Below are 18,863 nucleotides of genomic sequence, written 5' to 3' on the forward strand. Positions count from 1 at the left end.
GGCGTTCGACCGCCACTCCCTGAAGCTGCTATTGAGCGACCGTCTCGGAACGCCCACCCCGTATCACTTCGATCCCTCCTCCCGAACGCGCGGCCCGCGCGACCGGTGCGCCGACGTGCGTCGGCGCGGTGGGCACACGCACGTTGCCCGGTCCGCCCGAGAGCGCGTCCAGCGCGATGCCCGCAGCCGCGCGAGTCGAGTCGTTCGCTGCGTTGCTTGCCGCAGCACCCGCCTTGCCGCCCGGTACGTGTGCCGCGGTCTTCACCACTTCCGGCAGCGGCGGGAACGCGTTCGCGTCGATCACGTCGTCATCGCGCGGATTACGCAGCGCCAGCACGAGGCGCCCGGACGCTTCGGCTAGCGTCAGGCGGTCGATGTCCTCGACCGGCACCGCGAGCACTGCGGTACGCACGAGGCCGTTCGGATCGCCTGCGCTATCGTTGCCGGCAGTCGCGTTGCCGAATGCGAGCACGCGCACCTTCGAGATCAGCAGGCGTGCCTGGGTCTGCCCGATCTCGCCGGTGCCCGCCATCGCGTTATCGCGCTTCAACGTGAAGAACACATCGACGACATTCCCGGGCCGCAGCCGGTTGCCGACCGCGTTACCGTCGTCGACTCGCACGGCGAGCGCACGTTCGCCAGGCTGAATCTGCTCAGCCATCCCCGACGATAGTTGCACTTCGAGCACCGGTGAATCGGCACCAATGTCACCGGAAGGAATCCGCCCGACGAGCAGCGTCGGGTCCGTGAATGAGCCACCAGGATTGATCGGCAGCGATTGCACGCGCAAGTCTTCCGCGGTGATCGGTTTGCCCGCGGTCAGCGGATGCGCAGCGACCACGACAGGGAAGCTTGCCTGCGCGACAGTTCCAGCGGGCGCGGGTGCTGGCTTGCGCGACAGCATCCACGCGAAGATGCCGAGCAGCAACGCGAGCAGGATCAACACGCCTGCGAGGATCCGGGTCAATTTCGGCATGATGGCCCGCACGATGAAAAGGCTCGCGCCGACCGGCCGGCTGGCCGACGCGAACGAAGCAATAGCGGACAGTGGAAGGCGCGCGCGTCGGTCACAGTAGGGTCACAGGGTTGAGTTGAACGGTCGCGGTGCTGGTCAGTGTGGCTGGAAGCACCAGCCCGAAAAACGGTAAGGTCGGCACGAGCGGATTGGCCGCGTAGTTGTAGGTCAGCTTGACCGCGATGCATTGCATCGTCGCGTCGAACGAACAAGTGGTTGGCGTCGGCGTGCAGGTCGCAGTGCTGATCAGCCCCGTGATCATATTGGTCGCGGTCGTGCATGCCGCCGCCGCACGCAGACCGACCGCTGCGGCTACAGTGGTTGCCTTCTGGTAGTTCAGCGCGGCACGCGCGCCCTCCTCGCTCGCAAGCGTCAGGTTTTGCTGTGCGACGAAAATCACGCTGTACGTGATGATCGCGTACATCACCGTAAAGAACACTGGAAACACGATCGCGAACTCGACGGCCGTCGCGCCGTGCTGCCTGCGCCGCGATACGTGACGAGAGTGGCGCATCGGGATGCGGGCGGAGTCGTTCATCACAGACCTCCTCCGGTCGCATGGGTCACGAGCAGCATGATCGCCGGTACCGACAGACATGCTGCGTATGGCGTTGAGCGACGGCCCGCCACTTCGAACGTGCGTGCGCCCTGCTGCACCAGCGACGACACGCGCGTACGCGTCATCACGAGCAATACGATCGCATGCACTGCCGCGATCAGACTCGCGACGACCCACAGTGTGAGCAATGCGTGAACGCCGCACCACGCGCCGAGTACCGCGAAGACCTTGACGTCCGCGGCGCCCATCATGCCGAGCATATAGAACGGCAGCAGCGCGACGAAACCGACGACCGTACCGGTTATGGCCTGCATCGGCGTGAGGCCGAATGGACCATGAAATAGGAGTACGCCCGCGAGCGCGGCAACGAGGCCGGCAACGACAAGCGTGTTCGATACGCGCCGGTTGCGACAGTCGCTAACCGCGACCGCCACTATCCACGCGACGAACAAAAAATTGCTGATTGGCGCGTTCATGTCGAACTCGACGGGCAGGACAAAGCGTGCGAAGCGCCGTGGCGACTCGCACATTCCAGTAGTACCGGTTGTCTAAAACCCGGAGCACCGATGGATATCGTGCTCCGGGCCGTTCTGCCCAGTCAGCTGTGGCTAGATCGCTGCAGCAACAGTGGTGAACACGCCGATGAGTGCGGTCTGCACAGCCTGGACCGACAGCACGATAGCGGCGGCAATCAACCCCGCGATAAGGCCGTACTCGATGGCCGTAACCCCGTTGTTGTCTCTCAGGAACGTAGTGATGAACTTTTTCATTTTAGCCCTCGGAACTTCATATATTCATTGTGGTTTGCTGACTGCTTCCAGCGCCAGTGATAGCTCGGTGGTTCTCTCATCCACCGACCCGGTCCTCGCCTGACACGCCGTAGTTAGCGCAGTCTGCCGCTGCTATGCAAAAGAATTTTGGCCGTCTGTTCGATATCGCACCCCCCTCGTAACTTTTGATGCTCTCAGGTTTTATAGCGTATCAATCATTTTTAAGCAATTATCCGACGCCCTGAGGCGCGTCATTGTTAGCTGAATACGCATAACAAGGTTAACGCTTCGCCGTGCCGCACTGCACATAGGACTAACCATACGTTAGATTCGGCGCACTAATTAACCGTTTGAACCCGCCGTTTCAAGCATCGCGTCACCCTCGTTACGCAGCACGCCGTAACGCCGCATGCGGCCCGTTACGTTACGCCCCCTCCTCACACGTGTTCCCGAAGCGTTTTTCGACGCTTCGATTGCTTTAGCACGCACTCCACTCATCGACCGCAAACGCACGCCCCAATTCGTTTAGCGGGTTGCGTAATGCAATTGAATGTCGACGCCCGAATGAAATGGCATGGCTGTTGCAGAGAGAGGTGGGCGGTACCACCCAATTACACATGCGATGCGAGGGCGACATGAACATTCAAACGACTTATAACGGGTTACGGATAACGATCATTGCAGCAGCTGCTGCGGCCATGCTTTCTCTCAGCGCCTGCGGCGGCTCGGGGACGATCAGCCAGGGCACAGGCGGCAACGGCAGTGGCAGCGGTTCCGATGGCGGCACGCTCTCGACAGGTGGCGGCAGCGGCACGGGTTCCGGCGCGACCGCGGGCAACGGCAGCGGCTCGGGTACCGGAACGGGAACCGGCACTGGCACGGGAACGGGTACAGGTACCGGCACGGGAACAGGCACCACACCGGTTGCGAATGCACTCGGCACGGTGGTAGCGAACACAGGCAACGTCGTCACCGACGTCGGCTCGACGGTGTCGGGCCTCGGCAGCGTGATCGCTTCGCAGAACCTTCCGATCGTCAGCTCGCAAACCACGCAGGCTCTCGGCGGCGTCGTGCAGAACGCAGGGGCCGCTGTGTCGACGCTCGGCAACGGCGTCGCGCAAGGTCTCGGACAACTCGGCACAGGCGGCAACGCAGTGGGCACGACGGTGTCGAGCCTGGGCGGTGTCGTCAGCAATCTCGGCGGTGCGGTGAACAGCGCGGGCAACCTCGTCACGAGTCTCGGCACTGGCCCGCTCGCCCCGCTCTCCGCGCTGACCACGCCGCTCGGCGGCGTCGTCAACACGCTCGGCGGTGCAGTGACGAATGTCGGCGGCACGCTCACCAACGTCCTGTCGACTGGCCCTGTGCAACAGGTCACGCAGACGCTCACCACAGCCATCGTACCGATCACGTCGCTGGTCACCTCCACGACGCAGACGGTCGGCAACGTAACGGGCCTCGGCGCACCGCTCAACGGTCTGCTCGGTACGATCGGCGGCGGGCTCGGCACGGCCGGCAAGCTGCTGGCTTCGACGGGCGGCAATCCGGTCACGACGGGCCTCGGCAATGTCGTCACCGATACCGGCAAGATCGTTTCGTCGGCCGGCGGCCTGCTCACTGGCGGCAGCGGCACGAATCCGCTTGCGCCGATCACGGGCATCCTCGGCGGACTCGGCGGTCTGGCCGGCGGCTCCAGCAGCAGCAACCCGCTCGCACCGATCACGGGTCTGCTCGGCGGCCTCACCGGCGGCACTAGCAGCGGCAGCAATCCGCTCTCTCCGATCACGGGCCTCCTCGGTGGACTCACCGGTGGCACCAGCGGCAGCAACCCGCTCTCTCCGATCACCGGCCTCCTTGGCGGACTCACCGGTGGCTCCGGCGGCAGCAATCCGCTTGCTCCGGTTACCGGCCTCCTTGGCGGACTCACCGGCGGCTCCGGCGGCAGCAGCCCGCTTGCTCCGGTTACTGGCCTCCTTGGTGGACTCGCCGGCGGCACCAGTGGCGGCAGCAATCCGCTCGCTCCGGTCACGGGTCTGCTCTCGGGTGTGACCAGTGCACTGACGGGCGCCACGGGCGGCAGCAGTGGCCCGCTCGCTCCGGTGACCGGTCTGCTGTCGACCGTAACGAGCGCGCTCGGCGGCATCGCGGCAACGCCTGCGCCGGCCGCCACCGCATCGACGAACACCACGGCATCGACGGGATCGCTGTCGGCGACGAGCGGCAGCAGCAGCGGTGTATCCAGCCTGCTTTCGCCCGTGACCTCGCTGCTCGGCGGTGTGGTCAGCGCGCTCGGAGGCAAGAAGTAACGCAAGTCATCAGAGGCACAGCCGGGATGTAGCGCGCCACCCCCCGGCTGTTCCGTGTAACGCATCCCTTATCGGGTGCACCACGCAACGGCGCGCGGAGACCACCTCTTAACACACTCGAACAGACAGCGAGGAGCACCATGTCCAACCAACGGCACTCTATCTCTCACGCGGCCCGCGCGACGCTTGCGTCGTTGCGTCTGCCGCTCAGCGCCATCGCGGTGGCATGCGTGCTCGCCGCGTGCGGCGGCAGCAGCGTGAACGCACCGCCCAGCGCATCGTCCGGCGGCGGCAGCACGCCAGGCGGCAACACCAACCCGCCCCCCACGACCACCACCACCGGCACCGCCGGCGTCGTCACGACGGCGGCGAAGACGGTCAACGATCTCGGCAGCACGATCGGCTCGATCACCATCCCGGGTCTCAGCCCGCAAGTCACGCAAGGTCTCGGCAACAGCGTGTCGGCAACGAGCAACACGTTGACGTCGGTCGCCAACGACGTCGCCGGCGGGCTCGGTCAGATCGGCACGACGTCGAATCCGGTCGGCACGACGGTCGCTGGACTCGGCTCGGTCGTCAGTTCGACGAGCGGTGTCGTGCAAGGTCTGAGCACGGCAGTGGGCGGTCTCGGTCAGGGCAATCTCGCGCCGCTGTCGCCAGTGACGACGCCGCTTGCGGGCCTGCTCGGCACCGTGGCGAACGGCGTCAATGCGGGCGGCACGACGCTCGGCAACGTGCTCGGATCGGCCCCGATCCAGCAGATCACGCAGCCGATCAGCACCGCGATCACACCGATCGTGCAGACGGCCGGACTGATCACGCAGACGGTCGGCACGCAGACTGGCCTCGGCGCACCGGTAGGCGGTCTGCTTGCGCAGGTCGGTGGCGCGCTGAAATCGGCGGGTACCACGATCGGCGGCACGACGAGCAATCCGCTCGGCGCGGACGTCGGCAATCTCGTCGGCTCGCTCGGCAACACGGTCACCAACGCGGGCGGCCTCGTCAATCCGAACGGTCCGAACGGCGCGGCGCCGATCCCCGGTCTGATCACGAGTCTGGTCGGCAGCACGAGCGTAGTGGTCGCAAACGGGCCGCCGTCGAACAGCAATCCGTTGAGCCCGCTGCAAGGCGCGCTGACGAGTCTCGGACTGGGCAGCAACCCGCTCACTTCGATCACGTCTCTACTGGGCGGCACCTCGAGCAGCAATCCGCTGAGCCCGGTCACGTCGTTGCTCGGCGGGCTGACGGGCGGTCTGACATCGAGCTCCGGCGGCAGCCCGCTGAGCCCGTTGACCTCGCTGCTCGGCGGTGCCACGTCGGGTTCCGGCGGCAACCTGCTGAGCCCGTTGACGTCGCTGCTCGGTGGTGCCACGTCGGGTTCCGGCGGCAGCCCGCTGAGCCCGTTGACGTCGCTGCTCGGTGGCGTAACGTCGGGTTCGGGCGGCAATCTGCTGAGCCCGGTGACGTCGTTGCTCGGTGGCGTGACGTCGGGTACGGGTAGCAGCAGCGGTTCGAACCCGCTCGGCGCTGTGACCGGCCTGCTGGGTGGCGTCACGGGAGGCTCGTCGGGCAGTTCGTCGGCAAGCGGTCTGCTGGCGCCCGTCACGTCGCTCGTCAGCTCGCTGACCGGCGCGCTCGGTACAACGACGGGCTCGACCTCGACCGGCGGCTCGGGCTTGCTGGGCGGTCTGCTTCCCGTAGCACACAAGTAACTTGAGAGAACCTGAGAGGTCGCCGCGTGCTCCATCGCTCTACGGAGTACGCGGCGGATTTGCATTGCCATGCAGTACGAATCGATCAACAGATAAACGTTCGCGATCCAGCCGCAGAGACGGCATACTCGCATCACAAGAACGGCCAACGAGGAAAATCCGATGAAACTCGGGTACAAAAAATGGACGCTATTGCTGGCAGCCGTCGCCGCGGGGGCGGTGCATGCGCAAAGCAGGCCGGCATTGACCGGCGCCCCGGCAGGCGGCAATCCGATGGATTCGCTGCCGCAGATCAAGGCGCCTGACAAAGGACCCAGCGTGACTGTGCAGGTGCAGCCGCAGGCACCGCAATTGCAGGAGTTGCTCGCCCGTCATCTGACGCCCACGAAGGTTCAGATCGAGGGCGTGAAATCGATTTCGTTCGACGATGTCGCGAAGCGCTTCACGCCGCTGGTCGGCAAGGACATCACGATCGGCGATCTGATCGAAGTCGCCAACGGCGTGACGAAGATGTACCAGGACCGCGGCTACGCGCTGTCGTTCGCCTTCATTCCGGCACAGACCTTCGACGACGGCGTCGTACGCGTGACGATCGTCGAAGGCTACGTGGCCCTCGTGAAGATCACCGGCAAGCCGGGCGCGACCGAAGACCGCATCCGCTCATTCGCCGCGCACATCCAGGATGACCGGCCGCTGCGGCGCGCAACGTTCGAACGCTACATCCAGGCGCTCGGGCTGCTGCCCGGCGTGAAGGTCGCGGCGAACGTGCCGCCTCCGACGACCACCGACGGCGCAGCGACGCTCGAGCTGAACGTCACGCGCAAGCCGTTCGATGTCGGCATGGGCATCGACTTCAATCACCCCGGTGTGCAAGGTCTGCTGACCGCGACCGAGAACGGCCTCACGTCGCTCGGCGAACAGCTGAGCGTGTCCGCGCTGCTGCCGAAGGGTCGCGACAACCAGACCTACCTCGCCGTGCACGGCGCGGTGCCGATCGGCAGCAACGGTCTGATCGCGAAGGTCGACGCGACGCACTATCGCGGCAACCCCGTCGACAACCCCGGCCTGCCGTCGTACGTGCAACGCACGGTGGTCAACGACAAGGTTAGCGGTTCGCTCGCGTACCCGCTGATCCTCAGCAATTCGCGGTCGCTGCTGGGTACGGCGACGGCCTATGCGTCGCGCGATCAGGACGGCTACAACAACCCGACCAACGGCCTGAACTTCGGTTTGCGCTCGCAGGTTCGCGTGCTGCAGCTGCAGGCCGACTACGCAGAAGTACAGACGGGTCAGGTCCGCAAGGCGAGCCTCAACGTCGCGAAGGCGTTCGATGTACTCGGCGCGTCGAAATCGTTCGACAGCAACATCCCCGGTCTGGCCGGCCAGAACCCGGTCTCGCTGAATTTCGTGCGCACCGGCGCGAGCTTCTCGCAAAGCAACGAATGGCCGGTCAAGATCGGCACGGTCGTCTCGCTGATCGGCCAGTACAGCCCCAACTCGCTGCCGACTTCCGAACAGATTGCGTTCGGCGCTCAACGCTTCGCGAATGGCTACGAGCCCGGCGAAGCCTCGGGCGATTCGGGCTGGGGCGCATCGTTCGAAGTCAACCGGCCGATCCCGCTCAGCTTCACGTATCTGCACACGTTCACGCCCTACGTGTCGTTCGATATGGCGCGCATCTATCTGCACTCGGGTACGCCGTCGCCGTCGCGGCTGTCGTCGGTGTCGATCGGCTTTCGCGTGACCGATGCGAAGTACTACAGCCTCGATCTGTCGGTGGCCAAACCGATTGGCGACGCGCCAGTGGAAAGCGCATCGCGCAGCCCACGGATCAACGCGGCGTTCTCCTACCAGTTGAACTGAATCTGCGTGGCTGCGGCACGGCGCTGCATGGCGATCCGTGCCTGCTGACTAGAGGTTTTACTATCAAACTGCCGGCGCAGTTTCACGCGAGTTTCACGTATTCTGCCCGGACAGCTTGAAGACAAGGCATGGCGTCGCCCGAGACGACACGACGCCGCGCGATCCCGGTCGCGACGATTTTCTACAAGGAGGAAGACATGATGCATTTCACCCAGCGCGCCCGTTCGATGGTGCTCGGCACGGCAAGACATGCGGCCGTCGCGGGCGCCCTGCTCGTCTGTGCGGTCGCAGCGATGGCGCAGACCGATACGCCCATCGGCACGTGGCAGACCATCGACGATCACACCGGCCAGCCGAAGGCCCTCGTGCAGATCACCCAGGACGCGGACGGGTCGCTCGCCGGCAAGGTCATCAAGGGTCTCGGCCCGAGCGATCAGCCCGACCGCCGCTGCACCGCCTGCACCGACGCGCGCAAGGACCAGCTGATTCTCGGCATGACGATCATCGACGGGATGAAGAAGGACGGCGACGGCTGGGACGGCGGCCAGATCCTCGACCCGGAGAACGGCAAGGTCTACAAGTGCAAGATGCACCTCGACGAGAACGGCCAGAAGCTGGTCGTGCGCGGGTACATCGGCATATCGCTGCTTGGCCGTTCGCAGACGTGGAATCGCCAGCCGTAGCCGCCCTGAACGTTCGGCGTGCGGCGCGTGCGCGGCACGCGTGACGTGCGCGACGTCACATCGCCGGAAACACGCTCGTCCCGGGCAGCGTAACGGGTGACGACGCGGACACCACGGCCGGTACCGGCAGCGAAAGAGCGGGCATACCGCGAGCCACCCCGGCACCGGCTGGCCGCTCGCTCCTTGCGCCTTGCCGTACCGTGCGCCGGCGCGTACGCGCGACGACCGTGTGCAGCAACGTATGGCTCGCCACGCCGAACAGCGCCTCCAGCACCCGCTGCAGCGCGCCCGACTGCAGCCACAGCTTGAAGCGCCGGTGACATGTCTGGTACGGCGGATAGCGGCGCGGCATCGACGACCACGTCGCGCTGCTGTAGATCACCCACAGCACGCCATTGAGCACCGCGCGCGTATTCGCGAGCGGTCTGCCGCGCATGTCGCGTCGCGGCTCCAACTCGGGAATCAGCGGCGCCACGCGTTGCCATTCTTCGTCGGTCACATCTCGATGCGGACTCATGCTGCTCTCCTTTGTCGGAACGATGACAACGAAGATAGCGAGACATCCGCACGTGGGACATCAGAACAATCCGAATCTCGAAATGGATTTGTGAGTATTACGTGCGTCGCGTGCGTCGCGATACAGCGCTCTACGTCAGCGACGTATCGACGAGACGCCGTGGCGCATCCAGATATTCCTTGGACTGCATCTCGACGATGCGCGAAACGGTCCGGGTGAATTCGTTCGCCATCGGACCTTCGACGTAGAGTTGCTCGGGCGGCACCGCCGCCGACATCAGCAGCTTGACCTTGTGGTCGTAGAACACGTCGACGAGCCACGTGAAGCGGCGCGCTTCCGACTGCAGCCGCGGCGTCATCTGCGGCACGCCCGACAGGATCACCGCGTGGAAGCGGCTCGCCAGTTCGAGATAGTCGTTCTGCGAGCGCGGTCCGCCGCACAGCGTCGCGAAGTCGAACCAGACCACGCCGTCGGCACGCCGCAGCGCCTTCAGTTCGCGCTTCTCGATACGCAGCAGCGGACTCTCGTCGGGTACCGCAGCGAGCCGCGCGAACGCGTCGCGCAGCGCCTTGTCCGCGACCGCGCCGAGCGGTGTGTGATAGATCTCGACCTGCGCGAGCGTGAGCTGCCGGTAGTCGACGCCCGCATCGACGTTGATCACGTCGAGCTTCGCCTTGATCAGCTCGATCGCCGGCAGCAGGCGGTCGCGATGCAGGCCGTCCGGATACAGCGTGTCGGGATCGTAGTTGGACGTCATGATGAACTGCACGCCGTTCAGGAAGAGCCTGTCGAGCAATCGGTACAGGATCATCGCGTCCGCGATGTCGGACACGTGGAATTCGTCGAAGCAGATCAGCCGGTAGCGCTTCGCGACCCGGCGCGCGAGTTCGTCGAGCGGATCGGCCTGCCCTTTCAGCTCTTCGAGTTCGCGGTGTACCTCGCGCATGAACTCGTGAAAGTGCAGGCGCGTCTTGCGCTGGATCGGCACGACCGTGAAGAAGCTGTCCATCAGGAAGCTTTTGCCGCGTCCGACACCGCCCCACATGTAGACGCCGCGCGGCAGGTCCGGATGAATGATCAGCTTCTTGAACGCATTCGAGCGGCGCGCCTTGTACTCGCTCCATTCGTCGTAGCACCGCTGCAGACGGTCGACCGCCGCGCGCTGCGCCGGATCCGACTGGTAACCCCGTGTCTGCAGTTCGTTTTCGTAGTATTCGGTGACGTTCATCGTGCGACCGGAAAAAAAGCAGGCGGGTGGGATCGAACCCACCCGCCTGCGTCGTGATGCCGGACGTGACCGGATGCAGTTAGATGCAACCGGCCGCCGGATTACATGTTCAGCGCGCGCTTGTCGACGGCCAGTGCGGCTTCGCGCATCACTTCGGACAGCGACGGGTGCGGGTGGCAGATCCGGCCAATGTCTTCAGACGCCGCCTTGAACTCCATCGCGACCACTGCTTCGGCGATCAGATCCGACGCGTTCGCCGAGATGATGTGCACGCCGAGCAGTTCGTCGGTCTTCGCGTCCGCGATCATCTTGACGAAGCCGTCCGCCTTGTTGATGCCGAGTGCACGGCCGTTCGCCATGAACGGGAACTGGCCCGTCTTCACTTCGCGGCCTTCGGCCTTCAGCTGCTGTTCGGTCTTGCCGACCCACGCGATTTCCGGTTCGGTGTAGATCACCCACGGAATGCAGTTGTAGTCGATGTGCGGCTTCTGACCGTCGATGATCTCAGCGACCAGCACGCCTTCGTCTTCCGCCTTGTGCGCGAGCATCGGGCCGCGCACCACGTCGCCGATCGCGTACACGTTCGGCACGCTCGTCGCGCAGTGGTCGTCGACGTCGATGAAGCCGCGCTCATTGGCCTTCAGGCCGATTGCTTCGAGGCCGAGGTTATCGGTGTTCGGCACGCGGCCGATCGACACGATCAGGCGGTCGGCGTCGAGCGTCTGCGCGTTGCCGTCCTTGTCCGTGTAGGCGATCGACACGCTGCTATCGGTCGTCTTCACTTCGCCGACCTTCACGCCGACGTGGATGTCGAGGCCCTGCTTCTTGAACTGCTTCGCGGCTTCCTTCGCGAGCGACTGGTCGGCAGCACCGAGAAATTCCGGCAACGCTTCGAGTACGGTCACGTCGGCGCCGAGACGGCGCCACACCGAGCCAAGCTCGAGGCCGATCACGCCCGCGCCGATCACGGCGAGCTTCTTCGGCGTCGACTCGAAGCTCAACGCGCCTTCGTTGTCGGCGACGATCTTGTTGTCGACCGGGACGTTCGGCAGATGGCGCGCCTTCGAGCCTGTCGCGATGATCACGTTCTTCGCGGTGACGACTTCGGTTTCGCCCTCGCCGCTCACCTCGATCTGCACACCGGCGTCGGTGCGGCCGGTAAACTTGCCGTGACCCTTCAGCCACGTGATCTTGTTCTTGCGGAACAGGAACTCGATGCCCTTCGTCATCTTCTCGACGATGCCTTCCTTGCGGGCCTGCATCTTCGCGATGTCGACCTGCACGTTCTCCACGCTGATGCCGTGGTCGATCAGGTGGTGCGATGCGTTCTCGAACTCTTCCGACGAAGCGAGCAGTGCCTTCGACGGAATGCAGCCGACGTTCAGGCAGGTGCCGCCGAGCTTCAGCGTACCGGCCGGGTTCTTCCATTTTTCGATACACGCGACGCTCTTGCCGAGCTGAGCCGCGCGAATCGCCGCGATGTAGCCGCCGGGGCCGGCGCCGATCACGACGACGTCAAATTCTTTGGACATGACAATCCTTTCGATGACGGAGCCGCGCGCGGCCGTGCTACGTGGCGCGCGCCGCTCCGGTTCAAGCCGATGCGGGAAACAGGAACGTTACAGATCGAGCAGCAGACGCGCCGGATCTTCGAGCGCATCCTTCATCGCGACGAGCGACAGCACCGCTTCGCGGCCGTCGATGATCCGGTGGTCGTACGACAGCGCCAGATAGTTCATCGGACGGATCACGATCTGGCCGTTCTCGACCACCGCACGTTCCTTCGTCGCATGCACGCCGAGGATCGCGGATTGCGGCGGGTTGATGATCGGCGTCGACAGCATCGAGCCAAACACACCGCCGTTCGAGATCGAGAACGTACCGCCGGTCATTTCGTCGATCGACAGCTTGCCGTCCTTCGCCTTCTGGCCGAATTCGGCGATCTTCTTTTCGATGTCGGCGAGGCTCATCTGATCGGCGTTGCGCAGGATCGGCACGACGAGGCCACGCGGCGAACCGACGGCGATGCCGATGTCGAAGTAGCCGTGATAGACGATGTCGTTACCATCGATCGACGCGTTGACCAGCGGGAATTTCTTCAACGCGTGCACGGCAGCCTTCACGAAGAACGACATGAAGCCGAGCTTCACGCCGTGTTCCTTCTCGAAGCGATCCTTGTACTTGTTGCGCAGATCCATCACCGGCGCCATGTTCACTTCGTTGAACGTGGTGAGGATGGCATTGGTCTGCTGCGACTCGAGCAGACGCTCGGCGATCCGTGCGCGCAGACGCGACATCGGCACGCGTTGCTCGGGGCGGTTGTTCAGCCACGTGTCGGCCGAAGCGGGTGCCTTGACGTCCGGCAGCGCCGGCTTCGCGGCCTTCGGTGCGGCCTTAGCGGCCGGTGCCTGACCTGCGCTGAGCACGTCGCCCTTCGTGATGCGGCCGTCGCGGCCGGTGCCTGCCACGTCGCCTGCCGACAGGTTCTGCTCGGCCATCAGCTTCGTCGCTGCCGGCGAAGCCGCCGTGCTCGCGCCCGCAGCGGCAGCGGCTTGCGCTGCCGGATGCTGAGTCGCGGCCGGGGCGGGCTTCACTTCGGCCTCGACAGCCGCTGCGCCTGCCTTGCCTTCCGTGTCGATCTTCGCGATCACTTCTTCGGCGACGACCGTATCGCCGTCGTTCCGGACGATCTGCGCGAGCACGCCCGCCGACGGTGCTGGCACTTCGAGCACGACCTTGTCGGTTTCGAGTTCGATGAGGATTTCGTCCTGGGCAACCGCTTCGCCCGGCTTCTTCTTCCACGTCAGCATCGTGGCTTCCGAAACCGATTCGGAAAGCTGCGGGACTTTGACTTCAACAATAGCCATGTGATTTTCCTGAATACGTATCTGGTGACAACGAACCGTGAGCGGGCCGCCGGCCGTTCAATGCGCTCGCGACGAAAGGTCGGCGCGCATCCCGGATGCGGCGCGGGAAAGCGCGCTGCGCTTTCCCGCTTCGGTTGTCGTGTTTATTTCGCGATTGCCGCGCTCTTCATACGTCCGAATGCCCCTTCGATCAGCGCCTTCTGCTGCTCGTAGTGCTTCGCGTAGTAGCCGACCGCCGGCGAGGCCGATGCCGGACGGCCGCTGTACGCCAGCTTCTGCCCGTCCTTCATGCCTTCCTTCAGGTGGTGCTCGACGTAGAACCACGGGCCCTGATTCTGCGGCTCGTCCTGCACCCAGACCACTTCGGTCGCGTTGTCGTACTTCTTCATTTCCGCTTCGAACTGCTTGTGCGCGAACGGATAGAGCTGCTCGATACGCACGATCGCGACGTCGGTCGCCTTCGCTTCGCGGCGATGCGCGACGAGGTCGTAGTACACGCGGCCCGAACACGCGACCACGCGCTTCACCTTCTTCGCGTCGATCGCTTCGTCGACCTCACCGAGCACCGGCTGGAACGACCCCTTCGCGAGTTCCGACAGGTCCGATACCGCTTCCTTGTGACGCAGCAGCGATTTCGGCGTGAAGACGATCAGCGGCTTGCGGAACAGGCGGATCATCTGGCGACGCAGCAGGTGGAAGATCTGCGCCGGAGTCGTGGGTTGCACGACCTGCATGTTGTGATCGGCACACAGCTGCAGGAAGCGCTCGATACGTGCTGACGAGTGCTCCGGACCCTGACCTTCATAGCCGTGCGGCAGCAGCATCGTAAGGCCCGACACGCGGCCCCACTTCACTTCGCCCGACGAGATGAACTGGTCGATCACGACCTGCGCGCCGTTCACGAAGTCGCCGAACTGCGCTTCCCATGCGACAAACGTATTCGGTTCGGCGGTCGAGTAACCATACTCGAAACCGAGCACCGCTTCTTCGGACAGCACCGAGTCGATCACCGTGAACTTCGCCTGGCCTTCCGCGATGTTCTGCAGCGGCACGTACGTGCCGTCGTTCCAGCGCTCGCGGTTCTGGTCGTGCAGCACCGAGTGACGGTGCGTGAACGTGCCGCGGCCCGAGTCCTGGCCGGTCAGCCGTACCGCGTAGCCGGATGCGACCAGCGATCCGAGCGCGAGATGCTCGCCCATGCCCCAGTCGAGCTTCGCTTCGCCGCGACCCATCGCGCGACGGTCGTTGATCACGCGCTCGACGAGCGGGTGCACCTTGAAGTTCTCGGGGATTGTCGTGATGCGTTCGGCGATGCGCTTCAGTTCCGCGAGCGGCACGGCCGTATCGGCGGCGTCGGTCCACTTGCGGTTCAGGAACGGTACCCAGTCGACTGCGTACTTGCTCTTGTAGTTCGACAGGACCGGATCGACCGTGTGGTGACCTTCGTCCATCGCGCGGCGATACGCTTTCACGTATTCGTCAGCGTCTTCCGCGGTGATCACGCCTTGCTGCACGAGCTTTTCTGCGTACAGCCCGCGGGTACCCGGGTGCTTCGCGATGGTCTTGTACATCAGCGGCTGCGTGACCGCCGGCGTGTCCTGCTCGTTGTGGCCGAGCTTGCGGAAGCAGATGATGTCGACGACGACATCCTTGTGGAACTGCATCCGGTAGTCGATGGCCAGCTGCGTCGCCAGCACCACGGCTTCGGGATCGTCGCCGTTCACGTGCAGCACCGGCGCTTCGATCATCTTGACCACGTCGGTGCAGTACAGCGTGGAGCGCGCATCGCGCGGGTCCGACGTCGTGAAACCGATCTGGTTGTTGATGACGATGTGCAGCGTGCCGTGCGTGCCGTAGCCGCGCGTCTGCGCGAGGTTCAGCGTTTCCATCACGACGCCCTGGCCCGCGAAGGCTGCGTCGCCGTGGATCTGCACCGGCAGCACCTGCAGGCCGTTCTCGTCGCCGCGACGGTCCATCCGCGCCTTCGCCGAACCTTCGACCACCGGGTTCACGATTTCGAGATGCGACGGGTTGAACGCGAGCGACAGGTGAACCGGGCCGCCTTCGGTCGCGATGTCGGACGAGAAACCCTTGTGGTACTTCACGTCGCCGGCCGGTAGATCGTCGACGTGCTTGCCTTCGAATTCGGCGAACAAATCAGCCGGCATCTTGCCGAGCGTGTTCACGAGCACGTTCAGACGACCGCGGTGGGCCATGCCGATGACGATTTCCTGCACGCCGTTTGCACCCGCGTGGCGGACGACTTCGTCCATCGACGCGATGAAGCTCTCGCCGCCTTCGAGCGAGAAGCGCTTCTGGCCGACGTACCTGGTATGCAGGAAGCGTTCGAGACCTTCGGACGCGGTCAGACGGTTCAGGATGTGCTTTTTCTTGTCGGCGGAGAAATTCGGCGTCGAGCGGATCGACTCGAGCTTTTCCTTCCACCAGCGCTTCTGCTCAGGATCGCTCAGGTACATGTACTCGGCACCGATCGTGCCGCAGTACGTGTCGCGCAACGCCTTGACGATATCCCGCAGCGACGCCTGTTCGAAACCAAAGTACAGGTTCGTCGTGTTGAACGTCTGGTCCATGTCGGCTTCGGTGAAGTCGTAGAACGCAGGTTCGAGCTCGGGGATATTCGGACGTTCGCGGCGCTTCAGGGGATCGAGATTGGCCCATTGCGAGCCGAGGAAGCGATAGGCGCCGATGAGGGACTGCACGTACACCTGCTTGCGGGCGGTGGTGAGGTCTTCACCGCCGGCTCCGGCACGGGGCAGGAACGCATTGGCTTTTGCGCGCTGGGCAAACGATTCGACGATCGGGCCATGGGCCACGTCGTTGGCATTGCTGCCATCCGATGCAGGAACGTTCTGCAACGCGTCGAAATAGCTACGCCAGTTCTCGGGCACTGACGCCGGATTGTCGAGATATGCTTCGTACAGTTCTTCTACGTACGGAGCATTGCCGCCGAACAGATAAGAGTTCAGCTGGAATTGCTTCATCATTTTTACGCTCACCTTTCTTCGAGTTTCTCGAGAAATAGCGGGTTACTCAACCTTCCGCGACACGGCCTGACCGTTTAGCGGATTGCGCGAATCAAGTCTTGCTTGGAAGGACCTAAAACTGGCATCCGGGGAGCATAGCACAGAACCGATGGCGCAGAGTAGCCGAACGCCGCCCTGAAAGCCCGCCACAGCGGGCTTCGGACGGATTCGCGCTACGCGGACCAGAATGCAAAAAAGCCGCCCGAAGGCGGCTTTTCCGAACTTTTCAAACCTTTTAAACCGATAGACCGCGCCGGCTTCCCGTCGCGATCAGTCGATCGTGGTTTCACGGCTCGCACGACGGCGTTCGTGTTCCTTCAGGTGACGCTTGCGCAGACGGATCGATTGCGGCGTGACCTCGACGAGTTCGTCTTCGTCGATGAATTCGACCGCGTATTCGAGCGACATCTGGATCTGCGGCACAAGACGCACCGCTTCGTCGGTACCCGACGAGCGCACGTTGGTCAGCTGCTTGCCCTTGATCGGGTTCACGACGAGATCGTTGTCGCGGCTGTGAATGCCGATGATCATCCCTTCGTACAGCGCGTCGCCCGGCTTCACGAACATGCGGCCGCGGTCCTGCAGCTTCCACAGCGCGTAAGCAACGGCGGCGCCGTCGTCCTGCGAGATCAGCACGCCGTTGCGGCGCTCGCCGAGCGAGCCTTCCCTGACCGGCGCGTACTCGTCGAACACGTGGCTCATCAGGCCGGTGCCACGCGTGAGCGTGAGGAATTCGCCCTGGAAACCGATCAGGCCACGCGCCGGAATGCGGTACTCGAGACGCGTACGGCCACGGGCGTCCGACGCCATGTCGAGCATTTCACCCTTGCGACGACCGAGCTCTTCCATCACGCCACCCTGATGGGTGTCTTCGACGTCGACCGTCAGCAGTTCGTACGGCTCGTGCTTCACGCCGTCGACTTCATGCAGCACCACGCGCGGCCGCGACACGGCCATTTCGTAGCCCTCGCGGCGCATGTTTTCGATCAGGATGGTCAGATGCAGTTCGCCGCGGCCCGACACTTCGAACACGGTTTCGTCGCCCGTTTCCTTCACGCGCAGCGCGACGTTGTGGTTCAGCTCTTTCATCAGACGATCGCGGATCTGGCGGCTCGTCACGAACTTGCCTTCCTTGCCCGCGAGCGGCGACGAGTTGACGAGGAAGTTCATCGTCAACGTGGGTTCGTCGACGGTGATCATCGGCAGCGCTTCCGGCGCTTCCGGCGCGCAGATCGTCACACCGATGCCGATTTCGTCGATCCCGTTGATCAGCACGATGTCGCCGGCTTCGGCCGACTCCACCTGCACGCGCTCCAGGCCCTCGAACGACAGCACCTGGTTGATCTTGCGGCTGACGATGTCGCCTTCCGGGCCGAAGCGGACCACGACCGGCTGGCCCGGCTTGATGCGGCCGCGCGTGATCCGGCCAATGCCGATCCGGCCGACGTACGTCGAGAAATCGAGCGACGTGATCTGCAGTTGCAGCGGACCTTCCGGGTCGGCCGGACGGACCGGCACGTGTTCGAGAATCGCTTCGAACAGCGGACGCATCGTGCCTTCGCGCACGCTCGGATCGAGACCGGCATAGCCATTCAGGCCCGACGCGTAGACGATCGGGAAGTCGAGCTGCTCTTCGGTCGCGCCGAGCTTGTCGAACAGGTCGAACGTCTGGTTGATCACCCAGTCGATGCGCGCGCCCGGCCGGTCGATCTTGTTCACGACGACGATCGGCTTCAGGCCGAGCGCCAGCGCCTTCTTCGTGACGAAGCGGGTCTGCGGCATCGGGCCCTCGACCGCGTCGATGAGCAGCAGCACCGAGTCGACCATCGACAGTACGCGCTCCACCTCGCCGCCGAAGTCCGCATGGCCCGGGGTATCGACGATGTTGATGTGCGTACCTTCGTACGTGACCGCGCAGTTCTTCGCGAGGATGGTGATGCCGCGCTCTTTTTCGATGTCGTTCGAATCCATCACGCGCTCGACCACCTGCTGGTTCTCGCGGAAGGTGCCGGATTGGCGAAGAAGCTGGTCGACGAGCGTAGTCTTGCCGTGGTCGACGTGAGCAATGATGGCGATGTTGCGAAGGGCGCGGGTCATGGGAACCTGGAGACAGTTGAGCGTGCGCCCTCTGCTTTTACTGCTGAATGCCTGAGTTCGCTATCGCGAAGCAGAGGCCAACAAGCCCAAAGCGCACTTTTGGTAACCCAAAATTATAGCACGCGGGCATGAACGATTCAGTATTTTCCCTAACCAGACCGCCGGCGAGGGCACGCTCTCGCCCGCTCGTTTTCTCTTGTGG

14 protein-coding genes are annotated in these 18,863 nt (G+C 64.0%); 4 read left to right on the plus strand and 10 right to left on the minus strand.

The window, feature by feature from the left end:
• Nucleotides 1-28 precede the first annotated feature (28 nt).
• The 4 genes from cpaB to ACREXZ_RS24725 form a co-directional block, all read right to left on the minus strand.
• Nucleotides 29-979: a Flp pilus assembly protein CpaB gene (gene cpaB, locus ACREXZ_RS24710; protein ID WP_431766833.1), complete on the minus strand. Its 951-nt coding sequence runs from the start codon at nt 977-979 to the stop codon at nt 29-31.
• An 88-nt stretch (nt 980-1,067) separates the two neighbouring features.
• On the minus strand, nt 1,068-1,553 hold the full coding sequence (locus ACREXZ_RS24715; protein ID WP_431766749.1) for a TadE/TadG family type IV pilus assembly protein: 486 nt from the start codon (nt 1,551-1,553) through the stop codon (nt 1,068-1,070).
• A complete protein-coding gene (locus ACREXZ_RS24720) occupies nt 1,553-2,050 on the minus strand; it encodes an A24 family peptidase (protein ID WP_431766750.1) in 498 nt (165 codons plus the stop codon). Before ACREXZ_RS24720 ends, ACREXZ_RS24715 begins: the two co-directional genes overlap by 1 nt.
• Nucleotides 2,051-2,182: 132 nt before the next feature.
• Complete coding sequence (locus ACREXZ_RS24725; protein ID WP_431766751.1) at nt 2,183-2,344, minus strand: Flp family type IVb pilin; 162 nt, start codon at nt 2,342-2,344, stop codon at nt 2,183-2,185.
• 635 nt (nt 2,345-2,979) lie between these two features.
• On the opposite strand from ACREXZ_RS24725, the gene ACREXZ_RS24730 reads away from it, so the two are divergent.
• The 4 genes from ACREXZ_RS24730 (at nt 2,980) to ACREXZ_RS24745 (ending at nt 8,908) form a co-directional block, all read left to right on the plus strand.
• Nucleotides 2,980-4,650, plus strand: coding sequence for a collagen-like triple helix repeat-containing protein (locus tag ACREXZ_RS24730; RefSeq protein WP_431766752.1), 1,671 nt, complete (start codon nt 2,980-2,982; stop codon nt 4,648-4,650).
• Between the two features lie 140 nt (nt 4,651-4,790).
• A complete protein-coding gene (locus ACREXZ_RS24735; protein WP_431766753.1) occupies nt 4,791-6,362 on the plus strand; it encodes a collagen-like triple helix repeat-containing protein in 1,572 nt (523 codons plus the stop codon).
• Between the two features lie 162 nt (nt 6,363-6,524).
• The gene (locus ACREXZ_RS24740; RefSeq protein ID WP_431766754.1) at nt 6,525-8,225 is read left to right on the plus strand and encodes a ShlB/FhaC/HecB family hemolysin secretion/activation protein; all 1,701 of its coding nucleotides are present in this window, start codon (nt 6,525-6,527) and stop codon (nt 8,223-8,225) included.
• Between the two features lie 197 nt (nt 8,226-8,422).
• On the plus strand, nt 8,423-8,908 hold the full coding sequence (locus ACREXZ_RS24745) for a DUF2147 domain-containing protein (RefSeq protein ID WP_431766834.1): 486 nt from the start codon (nt 8,423-8,425) through the stop codon (nt 8,906-8,908).
• 55 nt (nt 8,909-8,963) lie between these two features.
• On the opposite strand, the gene ACREXZ_RS24750 is transcribed toward ACREXZ_RS24745, so the two are convergent.
• From ACREXZ_RS24750 to typA, 6 genes are all read right to left on the minus strand, one after another.
• Complete coding sequence (locus tag ACREXZ_RS24750; protein WP_431766755.1) at nt 8,964-9,425, minus strand: transposase; 462 nt, start codon at nt 9,423-9,425, stop codon at nt 8,964-8,966.
• A gap of 130 nt (nt 9,426-9,555) precedes the next feature.
• Nucleotides 9,556-10,653 (minus strand): cell division protein ZapE, encoded by a 1,098-nt coding sequence (zapE, locus tag ACREXZ_RS24755; RefSeq protein WP_431766756.1) that lies wholly within the window; start codon nt 10,651-10,653, stop codon nt 9,556-9,558.
• 101 nt (nt 10,654-10,754) lie between these two features.
• Nucleotides 10,755-12,185 (minus strand): dihydrolipoyl dehydrogenase, encoded by a 1,431-nt coding sequence (gene lpdA, locus ACREXZ_RS24760; RefSeq protein ID WP_431766757.1) that lies wholly within the window; start codon nt 12,183-12,185, stop codon nt 10,755-10,757.
• Between the two features lie 87 nt (nt 12,186-12,272).
• Nucleotides 12,273-13,520, minus strand: a complete 1,248-nt coding sequence (gene odhB / locus ACREXZ_RS24765; RefSeq protein WP_431766758.1) for a 2-oxoglutarate dehydrogenase complex dihydrolipoyllysine-residue succinyltransferase — start codon at nt 13,518-13,520, stop codon at nt 12,273-12,275.
• Nucleotides 13,521-13,663: 143 nt separating this feature from the next.
• Nucleotides 13,664-16,525 carry a 2-oxoglutarate dehydrogenase E1 component gene (locus ACREXZ_RS24770; protein WP_431766759.1) on the minus strand — a complete coding sequence of 954 codons (2,862 nt, stop codon included), beginning with the start codon at nt 16,523-16,525 and terminating at the stop codon, nt 13,664-13,666.
• 309 nt (nt 16,526-16,834) lie between these two features.
• Nucleotides 16,835-18,661: a translational GTPase TypA gene (gene typA, locus ACREXZ_RS24775; protein WP_431766760.1), complete on the minus strand. Its 1,827-nt coding sequence runs from the start codon at nt 18,659-18,661 to the stop codon at nt 16,835-16,837.
• Nucleotides 18,662-18,863: the final 202 nt, after the last annotated feature.

Origin of the sequence: Paraburkholderia sp. (assembly GCF_050742655.1) — a bacterium.
Lineage (GTDB): Bacteria > Pseudomonadota > Gammaproteobacteria > Burkholderiales > Burkholderiaceae > Paraburkholderia.

Excerpts from the sequence above, each read along its gene's own strand:
- ACREXZ_RS24715 (WP_431766749.1), bottom strand. The coding sequence starts at position 1,553 with ATGAACGACTCCGCCCGCATCCCGATGCGCCACTCTCGTCACGTATCG.
- ACREXZ_RS24720 (WP_431766750.1), bottom strand. The coding sequence starts at position 2,050 with ATGAACGCGCCAATCAGCAATTTTTTGTTCGTCGCGTGGATAGTGGCG.
- ACREXZ_RS24725 (WP_431766751.1), bottom strand. The coding sequence starts at position 2,344 with ATGAAAAAGTTCATCACTACGTTCCTGAGAGACAACAACGGGGTTACG.
- ACREXZ_RS24730 (WP_431766752.1), top strand. The coding sequence starts at position 2,980 with ATGAACATTCAAACGACTTATAACGGGTTACGGATAACGATCATTGCA.
- ACREXZ_RS24735 (WP_431766753.1), top strand. The coding sequence starts at position 4,791 with ATGTCCAACCAACGGCACTCTATCTCTCACGCGGCCCGCGCGACGCTT.
- ACREXZ_RS24740 (WP_431766754.1), top strand. The coding sequence starts at position 6,525 with ATGAAACTCGGGTACAAAAAATGGACGCTATTGCTGGCAGCCGTCGCC.
- ACREXZ_RS24745 (WP_431766834.1), top strand. The coding sequence starts at position 8,423 with ATGATGCATTTCACCCAGCGCGCCCGTTCGATGGTGCTCGGCACGGCA.
- ACREXZ_RS24750 (WP_431766755.1), bottom strand. The coding sequence starts at position 9,425 with ATGAGTCCGCATCGAGATGTGACCGACGAAGAATGGCAACGCGTGGCG.
- zapE (WP_431766756.1), bottom strand. The coding sequence starts at position 10,653 with ATGAACGTCACCGAATACTACGAAAACGAACTGCAGACACGGGGTTAC.
- lpdA (WP_431766757.1), bottom strand. The coding sequence starts at position 12,185 with ATGTCCAAAGAATTTGACGTCGTCGTGATCGGCGCCGGCCCCGGCGGC.
- odhB (WP_431766758.1), bottom strand. The coding sequence starts at position 13,520 with ATGGCTATTGTTGAAGTCAAAGTCCCGCAGCTTTCCGAATCGGTTTCG.
- ACREXZ_RS24770 (WP_431766759.1), bottom strand. The coding sequence starts at position 16,525 with ATGATGAAGCAATTCCAGCTGAACTCTTATCTGTTCGGCGGCAATGCT.
- typA (WP_431766760.1), bottom strand. The coding sequence starts at position 18,661 with ATGACCCGCGCCCTTCGCAACATCGCCATCATTGCTCACGTCGACCAC.